At 58.3% G+C, this 8463-nt stretch carries 5 protein-coding genes and 2 pseudogenes; 6 read left to right on the plus strand and 1 reads right to left on the minus strand.

All coding sequences use genetic code 11. From position 1 onward, the window contains the following. Positions 1-20: 20 nt before the first annotated feature. The 3 genes from A3C3_RS0131350 to A3C3_RS0131360 all read left to right on the plus strand — a co-directional run bounded on the left by A3C3_RS0131350 (position 21) and on the right by A3C3_RS0131360 (position 5287). On the plus strand, positions 21-2462 hold the full coding sequence (locus tag A3C3_RS0131350) for a GAF domain-containing protein (protein WP_022718514.1): 2442 nt from the start codon (positions 21-23) through the stop codon (positions 2460-2462). A gap of 338 nt (positions 2463-2800) precedes the next feature. After that, a complete protein-coding gene (locus tag A3C3_RS0131355) occupies positions 2801-4009 on the plus strand; it encodes a CHAT domain-containing protein (protein ID WP_167521878.1) in 1209 nt (402 codons plus the stop codon). 15 nt (positions 4010-4024) lie between these two features. Then, positions 4025-5287, plus strand: a complete 1263-nt coding sequence (locus tag A3C3_RS0131360) for a hypothetical protein (RefSeq protein ID WP_022718516.1) — start codon at positions 4025-4027, stop codon at positions 5285-5287. A gap of 232 nt (positions 5288-5519) precedes the next feature. Here the strand turns inward: A3C3_RS0131360 and A3C3_RS44155 are convergent. Continuing rightward, positions 5520-5774: pseudogene (locus A3C3_RS44155) on the minus strand (NYN domain-containing protein); the annotation flags it as partial. A gap of 135 nt (positions 5775-5909) precedes the next feature. Here A3C3_RS44155 and A3C3_RS39705 point away from each other — a divergent pair. The 3 genes and pseudogenes from A3C3_RS39705 to A3C3_RS47415 form a co-directional block, all read left to right on the plus strand. Beyond that, positions 5910-6908 (plus strand): DUF2813 domain-containing protein, encoded by a 999-nt coding sequence (locus A3C3_RS39705; RefSeq protein ID WP_033419902.1) that lies wholly within the window; start codon positions 5910-5912, stop codon positions 6906-6908. A 235-nt stretch (positions 6909-7143) separates the two neighbouring features. Then, positions 7144-8334, plus strand: coding sequence for a UvrD-helicase domain-containing protein (locus A3C3_RS41860; RefSeq protein ID WP_267903779.1), 1191 nt, complete (start codon positions 7144-7146; stop codon positions 8332-8334). Positions 8335-8358: 24 nt separating this feature from the next. Then, positions 8359-8463, plus strand: a pseudogene (locus tag A3C3_RS47415) (IS6 family transposase); the annotation flags it as partial.

The following is an 8463-nucleotide window of genomic DNA, read 5'->3' on the forward strand; positions in this document are numbered from 1 at the left end:
CGTGAGGAGGTCAATGCCGAATGGACCCGACGACTGAAGAGAAGCGGTCTGGGATAGCCCGGCTCGTTTCACTATTCTCGAATACCCAATTGGGCGAAGAGCCAAATCAGTGGATCAGTCTGGCCCGATCGCTGGCGGTCCAGCTGCGCAGTCCCAGCCTGGACTGGCGAGACCTTGCGCGCGCGCTCGAGAAAGTCCGCAGCAATGCCCCCAGTTCCTCAGCGTCCGCCATGCTTGATCGTGCAGCACTTTTTGCAATGCGCTTGGCCGAATTTGACACGACACCCAAGGCATCGGCAGAGATGCTTGACGCGTGTGCGCCTGGCGTCTCACCGGAAGACATGTTGCGTTCGGTGGTTGCGATCCTTGAACGTCAAATCCCTTTCGACCTCGTCAGCTACGCCGAATACTATCACAGCGCTGAAGCGGCAGAGGGTACCACACTCGTGCGGGGCCGCTTTGCCATGGACGGGGGGACGGAGTTCCGATGGCCCGCGCGCTGGGTCGAAATACCTGGGGATATTGCGCGCTGGGCAGAAGGAGATGTCCGCTGGGTTGCCGATTCGGAGGAGTTTTATAAGGAATATCCGCAGGCCGAAGAACTACGGGATAATATCGTCACGCGCGAATACGAAAGACGGGGGGCGGCCAGTTATCTCGTCGCGCCACTGCTCGACGGGGGGCGGGTCAAAGCCGTTCTTACCCTGGCTCGCCGGCGCAATAGCCCGCCGGGCCCGTTCGGACGCGCTGACCAGCAAAAGCTGGAAGCGCTGCTCATGGAGCGCATCGTGCGCCGGATAAATGAGGCGTTCGACATGCGCGCCCAGGTGGTCGCAAAGGATATTATCGCCCTGTTCACACCGCAGGCCGAACCTCCCGTGCTCGCTCAAAAACTCGTTGAGAAATTGTGCGGGGGTTTCGAATGGGAGTATATCGGCCTTTTTCGTGTCAACCGCGCTCATGAAATGTTCGAGGTGGCGGCAGAGCACGATGCGAACGGCAAACTCAAACTCCCGCCGACCTACGAACAACCCCTGTCGGAAGGCATGCTTGGTAAAACCCTGAAGGCGGGGCATGCGCTGTATGTTCCGGACGTCAACAGGAAATCAGGCACACACAACTACATCCGTGTCAGCCCCTCGCATGCATCAGCGCTGACCTTTCCAATCAGAATAGGCCCTGATCCCGATGCGGAAATCGAGTGGATACTCGACCTCGAGTCGTCGCAATTGAATGCATTTCCTTTCCCCGAGCAGGAACTTTTAAGGCGGACCGTCGTCGAAGTGGAGCGCGCGGTAGCCCTGTGGTTCGAAGCGCGGCTTGCTACCACGCTCCTGAATATCGTGGAACAGGGGGTTGTCGTTCTGGGCGGCCGTACGCGTATTGAACGCGCAAACGCTGCCGCCCTGAGAATGCTCGGTCTGCCGAAGGATTTCGATTTTTCCAGGAACGCGGCGCTTCCAGTCAAAGCGTCCAAAAAAAACCGCGCTCGGCTAAGAGACTTCGCAACCTATGCAGCCGATAAGACGACACGCGAATTTGTCGCGGGCGAGCAGGAATCAGGTGCCGGCATCCACCTTCGGCTGAGAGGCGCTGACCAAGTCATGCGGACTGCACTCGCGGTTGCATCATACCGGGACCAGGCATTTCACCGCCGGATACTGCTGCTAGCAGATGTGGAGCAGGCGCAATGGGTCGGTGCCCTGAAGTACATGGAAGCGGCGGTGCGCGCCGTCGCCGCTCAGGCGCATGGCCGTCTAGCGCTGGCCGGCGCTCTGCTGCGAAGCGCTCGCGGCACTCTCTCACCTAACACCAAAGCTTTCGAGCTTCTCGAGCGGGCAGAGGGTAATCTGGCCTGTGCGGATCTTCCTTACGAACGCATCGCCTCCGTATTTGACATCATGTCGGCGCCAAAGGTGCGTCACGGGTTCCTCGACCTTGCGGGCGAATTGCGACGCTTCCGGGGGGCTCTGCCGCCGGATGAAGCTGACAGCGTTCAGCTGGACTATGAAGACGACAGGACGGTAATCGTGGTCGGGGATCCGGAGCGTCTTGCCTTTGCGTTTCGCTCCCTTGTCGGGCACCTGCTTGCCGTGCGCGCCACAGATTCTCCGCTGAAGGTGTCGATCAGCGTCTCACAAGGCAGGGCGTTTGTAAATTTGGCCGTCAGCGCGCGCGATTCTGCTTCGGTTGCGGCGGGCCTCGCCGAAGTGACGCCGGACGAACAGAGCCGTCCCCAGGACCAGATCGCCCGTGTCGAATCGCTGGCTTTCGCCGTCGCCACGCACGCCGTCGATGCCATTCGGAAGGTCATCAGGGCGCATCGCGGCAAGCTGACCGTCGAGCGGCAGAACGATGAGGTTATTGTCTGCGTGGGTGGCCTGCCGGTCTTGCCTGAGGGCACATCCACAAAGGTCACGGGGAGGAGTGCTCCGCCTGCGGCGAAGGAGATCCCCCAATGATACGGTTGCTTGTCGTTTCGCCTGATGCGAAATGGGTTGAGTACCTTCAGATCGGGCTCGAAGCATTTGACATCGAGGCCGAATGCGCGCCTGGCCTGCGTTCCGCAGGGCAAATGGTGGACTCGTTCAGATCTGCCCTGAAGATCGAGCCTTTTGCCGGCGTTCTTATTAGCGCACTTGCTGCACCTGGTCAGAACCCAAGCGATGCGCTTCTCGAAGCCGTCGATGTACTGGACGCATTGCGCCCCATTGCCAACGGCGTTCGCGTCCTTCTCTGGTCTGCCTACCCGTCTGAACGTCTTTCAAGCATAGCATCCCGCTTTCCCAACACCGCAATCTTGGCCAATGACGCGCCTGAGACCGTCGCAGCGCACCTCAAGAGTTCATCACTGCACCAAGGCGCTGGTCCCCGCACAGCGAGGATCGAGCTCCAGGTCGGAGCCGCCAATATCCGCACCGAGATCATCCTCGACGGCCAGCCGGTCATCGTGCCGTCAAGCCGGGACTGGTCGGGGCGATACAAACTGAGCCAGCTTGAGGATCGTTTCTTGGACTGGTCGCCGCTCAAACACGAAAGGGACGAGCTGCGATATACCGACGATTGGTTGGGCGTTCTCAAGGCGGCCGGGGAAGACATCTCGTATGAGACCGAGTACGCCGGAAAGACGGTGAGCGATGCGATCAGCTACTGTCTTGACCAGGTCGGAACGCATGATCGTATTCACGTCCGATTCAGCTTGATGAGCCCTGGAGCTGCTGCCACCAATCCCTTCGTGCATGTACCGTTTGAGCTGCTCTATGATCCGGGCAAGAAGGATTTCGTTCGCTGGCTCGCCCCAATCGCCCGGCGAGACTGCTTGAATCCGGGCTCGCGCACTGCGACGGCTCTGCCGAACATCGAGCGCCTGACCGGGCACACGCTTTTCGTGAAATCGGATGCGTCTGGCGGGTATGAATTTCCCGGTGGTGAGCGGATGTTTGACCCGCTGCAGGCGTTGGGCGCGGAATTCGAGGCCCTCGCCCGGTCGCGCGCCGATGCCGAGGAACTTGTACTGACTGTTGGTGGAAGTGCGCTGATGCAGTTGCAGGAAAGACTGACGAGCGCCCAGTCGGCCAAGAGCCCGACATTGCAGATCATCCACTTTGGCGGACATAGTATCCGGGCCGGGGATGGCACGGTCTATCTTATTTTGCCGGGCACCGTTGACGGCGAAGTGCTGCCGTTGCGAATGAGCGAATTTGCGGCCTGGTGCCGACAGGCGCGCACTCAGCTCGTCATCCTGTCTTCTTGTGAAAGCAGCGCGCCTGAGTCGGTGTTCCGCCTGTCTCAGGCCGGGATGCCGGCCGTGATCGGCTTCCGGTGGGAGGTCAATGATCTGGAGGCTGCATTTTTTACGGGACAGGTGCACGCGGAGCTCGCGAAAGGATCCTCGCTGGCGCGGGCGTTTCATGCCGCTTTAAGAGCGGTACGAAACACCTATCCAGACACGCCAACGTTCGTGTCGCCGATGCTGGTTGTCCAGGACGAGGAATGGACGACAATTTGAGAAGAGGAGGTTTACATGCCGCTATGGGATATATTCAATTTTTCAGAGGCCGTAAAAACAGCGCGTGGAGCGAAGTCGGTCCCGAAACTGGTCGAATGGATCGATGCATCCCGCATCCGCTATGATCCAGACCCCGAACTGGTAGACGGAAAGCCATTCAAGCCGGGCGAATGCTATTTCACGCTCAGGCTCTCCGGTCTTCACCTGGCAGACTCACGTCGTTTCACACAAGAGCTGATGCCTTTGTTTTTGTGCCTCGCGGAGTTCCGGTCTCGCGGAAAGCCGCGGACGCTGCCTTTTGCTCTCGGGCCACACCAAATTCGGGACCGCCTGAAGGAGATCCAGCCCAACGCGAGCGATGATGAAAAGCCACGCCCTGGCTGGGTCGAACTTCGAGACATCGAGATCGTGCCTTTGATGCCAACGTCGCTTGCTGGTCTCGAAGCTTTCATCGGGCTCTATGCCATGCCCAGCAATGACATAGCGTTCACCCTGCTGAACGTGATGGGAAGCGTCAGTGGTGCATTGGGCGGAACGCTCGCTCCGGCGCTTGCCGTCGCTGAAAAGGTGTATTCGGGCTTCAACGAGCTTCTAGGGATCAAGGGCGTGACGCCCCAGGTCGAAACACTGCATGGCGGCATGCTGAAAAACAGCGGCTATCTTCTCGTCTCCAACGCACCGGAAAATTCGAAGCACAAGGGCAAACTGTTCGTAGTGGGGGCCCGGCTGCGCGAAGGCGAGCAGCTCAACTCGCCTCTGGTCACCGATTTCGATTACTTCCTTCTCGCTGTACAGCGGCGGGAAACCGTCATCGATGCGAGTGGAACTGCACCAGATATTCTCGGGGCTCAATGGGATGAGGTCATCGAGGCGTTCAATGGTTCGGATGGGGCTGCGCTCGATGCATTTCGCAAACTTCAGCGCACCATCTATGCCGCTGAACTGATACCGCGCGATCGTGACGCCGTCCTTGCAGGATATCTTCTAGAATTCGACAAAGCTGCGAAGGTTTTTGGGAAGCCAAAGGAAACCGAAGGCCTCACGCGAAGCGGAGCACGGGGAAGCACCGCGCTTAGCGCCGTGAGCAAGATTCCGGAGATTTACGGGCCGCTTGCTAGGCAGCAGGTTCCTGTACTCAGCGACGAGGAAACGCAAAAGCTAAGATCCGGGGCAAGCGCTTGGGCTCGCGCCGCCGAGCTTCGAGTCGCATTTGCAAGAGGCAACAAGCCTGTTGGAAGCGTGGCCAACGCTATTATGCGTTCTCAAATGGATGTTTGAGGAACTGCCTTCCAGCACTACTTTGGCAACTGCGAGATTGAGTCCGACCCAACATTCAGCGTCGATTGACATGAGGCCACAAAGCCGCTTAGTGATCGCGGGGTAAATCCCCGCGCTTTCCTCTCGAAATCTTCGGGAGAAAACGTCACGATAAGATCACGCACTGGCTATGATTTTCATCGGGATTACCCACGTTTCCATCAGATAAGCTTCGGTGGCCGCAAAGAGCTCTATAAAGCAGGTCCATCGCGTCGATGATCATCGCGCCATCGGTGGCGTTCTTGTATAAGCGAACTGTTGCACCGGTTGAATGGACTGTTCAAGCAGGCATTCCTTCCACCCATTCAAGTTCGGTTTCGTCCAGTCGCCATAGATGCGCTTGACGCTCGCCGTCCCGTAGTTGGCGAGCAAGAAGCCCCGTGACGATCTTCGGTGTGGCGTTATCGCCGTCGATCAGAAGCGCCAAAGGCAGGGAGCTGTCGTTCATGGTCCGGTCCTCATGTTCCTATCCGCTTTTCAATCAAAGCATTTCCGGTGAAATTCATCTGGAAATGGTTGCGTAATAATGATGGAACAACACAGAGTTACTTTACAAGGCGATCCCATTGGGGGTTCGCCTGACATGCCATTCGGACATAGAGGCAGCTTTGTACCTGTTTTTGGTGATCTCGCTGCTCTCGTCGGGCCGAACGCGGCAGGCAAGACTGCCTTTCTCCAGGCGCTGTCCAAGATGTTCGGGGTGAGCCGGGCCCAGCGCACGATCGAACCGTCCGATTTCCACATCGCGCCCGACGAAGATCTCGAAGACAAGAAGACCCGGTTCCTGTCGGTCGATGTCGTCATCGAATTTCCCGAACTGACCAACGGCGAAGCGACGCCGGAAACGATAGCGCCCTGCTTCAAGCATATGCTGATCACACGAGAGGACGACCACCCAGCCTGCCGCATGCGGCTGGAGGCGACTTGGGAACGGGATGGATCGGCCGAAGGCGACGTCTCCCAGAATCTGTACTGGATCGACACGACCGAGGACGACTTCACGGACGACATGAAGCACCCGGTATCGTCGTCCGAACGCGGGCTTATTCAGCTCTATTATACGCCCGCGATGCGTGACGCGACGAGCCAGATCCGGGCGACCACCGGGGCATTGGCAGCCCGGCTGCTGCGTGCCATCGACTGGTCAGCCAACGCAAGGAGGGAGATCAACGATGCCAGCTCAAAACTTTCAAGCGCTTTCGATGGTGAAGATGCCATCAAGGCCATTGCGGAGGCGCTGAACAAGCGTTGGTCCGACCTCCACGACGAAGAGACCGACATCAAGCCACGTCTCAGTCTTGTCAGCCGCAGGTTTGAGCAAATCGTCAGCAAGCTCGCCGTCCTCTTCGAAAACGGCCCTGCCGGGCGCGAGCGAGGTCTGGAAGCGCTGAGCGATGGCCAGCACTCCCTGTTCTACTTCGCGCTCGCCGCCGCAGTCTTCGACCTTGAACGCGATGTTGTCGCTGAGGATGTTGAGGGGTTTCTGTCGGACGATTTCGTCGTTCCGGCCTTGACGATCTTCGCTCTGGAAGAGCCCGAAAACCACCTTTTGCCATTCTACCTCGCAAGGATCGTAATATAGATCGCTTCGGTCAGGTCCTTACGAAAGCCTGGCGCCCCGATCCCAATTACCAGCTGATTTTTCCGTTCGAACGAGACTACAAAGAGTTCCTGCACCGTGGTGTCGACGCACCGCCCATTCGCTTCGGCGCGTCCTGGGACGTCCAGGCTCTTTCCGGTGTTACATTCCGTGATCAGCTTTTCCCAATCGGCTCAAGGAGACGTCGGATCCGCCTACCGATCTGATCGAATGGCTGATCAAGGAATATTGGGCAAAACAATACAGCGGCACACAGACCTCACTCTCCTTTCCGATGATCGGACGCTTGGTCGAGCTGCTGCTTCGAACCACGCCCATGGCGCGCGACGCGCTGCACCTGACCTATTCCCACGTCTTCCTCGACGAATTTCAGGACACGACACAGGTCCAGTACGATCTGCTAGAGACCATTTTCAAGGGGTCGAACACCGTCCTCACGGCCGTCGGCGACAACAAACAACAGATCATGCGTTGGGCCATGGCCATGGAGGATCCGTTCAGGGCCTTTGAATCCGGCTTTGCAGCCCGGCGTGTACCGCTTTTCCACAACTACCGCTCGTCGCCCGAGCTGGTGCGCATTCAGGCAACTCTAGCTAAAGCGATCGACGAGGAGGCGCCACCCCCTGTGTCTAAGGCACAAGGGACGGTCAGAACAGACAGCTGCGTGATCTGGAATTTCACTTCTCCGCAGCGCGAGGCTAATCATCTGGCAAGCTTTATCGCAGCCGAAATGAAGACGCACAGATTGAGGCCGCGCGACATCGCGCTGATCGTTCGCCAAAGACCCGAGGATTACACTTCGAAATTGGAGACGGCATTTGGTAGCAATATCCTGCTTCGTAATGAGGCAGAGCGGCTCGGGAACGGGCCAGTCGCCCTTCAGGAGCTTCTGGCAGAGGAGGTGAGCGAGGTCGTCCTGTCGTTGCTTCGGCTCGCCATGACAGGTCGCGCCGGGCGTTACTGGACAGACTGCCTACAGACGCTGGCCATGCTTCGCGGCATCCCTATCGATGATGACCGCCGTCAGGGGAGCCTGGCTGGTGAACTTGACAGATTTGTCGTCAAGCTTGCAAGCAACAATCGGGAGCTGGTCCGCGCTCGTTCGAAAGCACGCGGTCTCATCGATCATCTGGTGAACTTTGCAGGAAGGCAGCGGCTCATCGCGCGCTATCCCGCTTATGGTCAGGGCGCATGGCTAGACAAGATTCTGGACGCGGCCGCCTTTCACCTGTCGCGCTCAAGCGTAGGTGCTGATTCTTGGCAGGTCGCGCTCGACGCTTTCGAAGGCGCCAACTACATCCCGCTCATGACAATCCACAAAAGCAAAGGCCTCGAATACCACACGGTCATATTCATAGGTCTCGATGACAGCGCTTGGTGGGGTACTGTCACATTGATTGAGCGGTAAGGAAATTGAGGTAGCAGCGCACCCATGACCGTGAGTGCACCGACCTACAAGAACCACCGCTATCCGATCGAAATCGTAGCCCGTGCTGTCTGGCTCTACTTTCGCTTTAATCTGAGCCTGCGCGATGTC

Origin of the sequence: Rhizobium mongolense USDA 1844 (assembly GCF_000419765.1) — a bacterium.
In the GTDB taxonomy this organism is placed as follows: Bacteria; Pseudomonadota; Alphaproteobacteria; order Rhizobiales; family Rhizobiaceae; genus Rhizobium; species Rhizobium mongolense.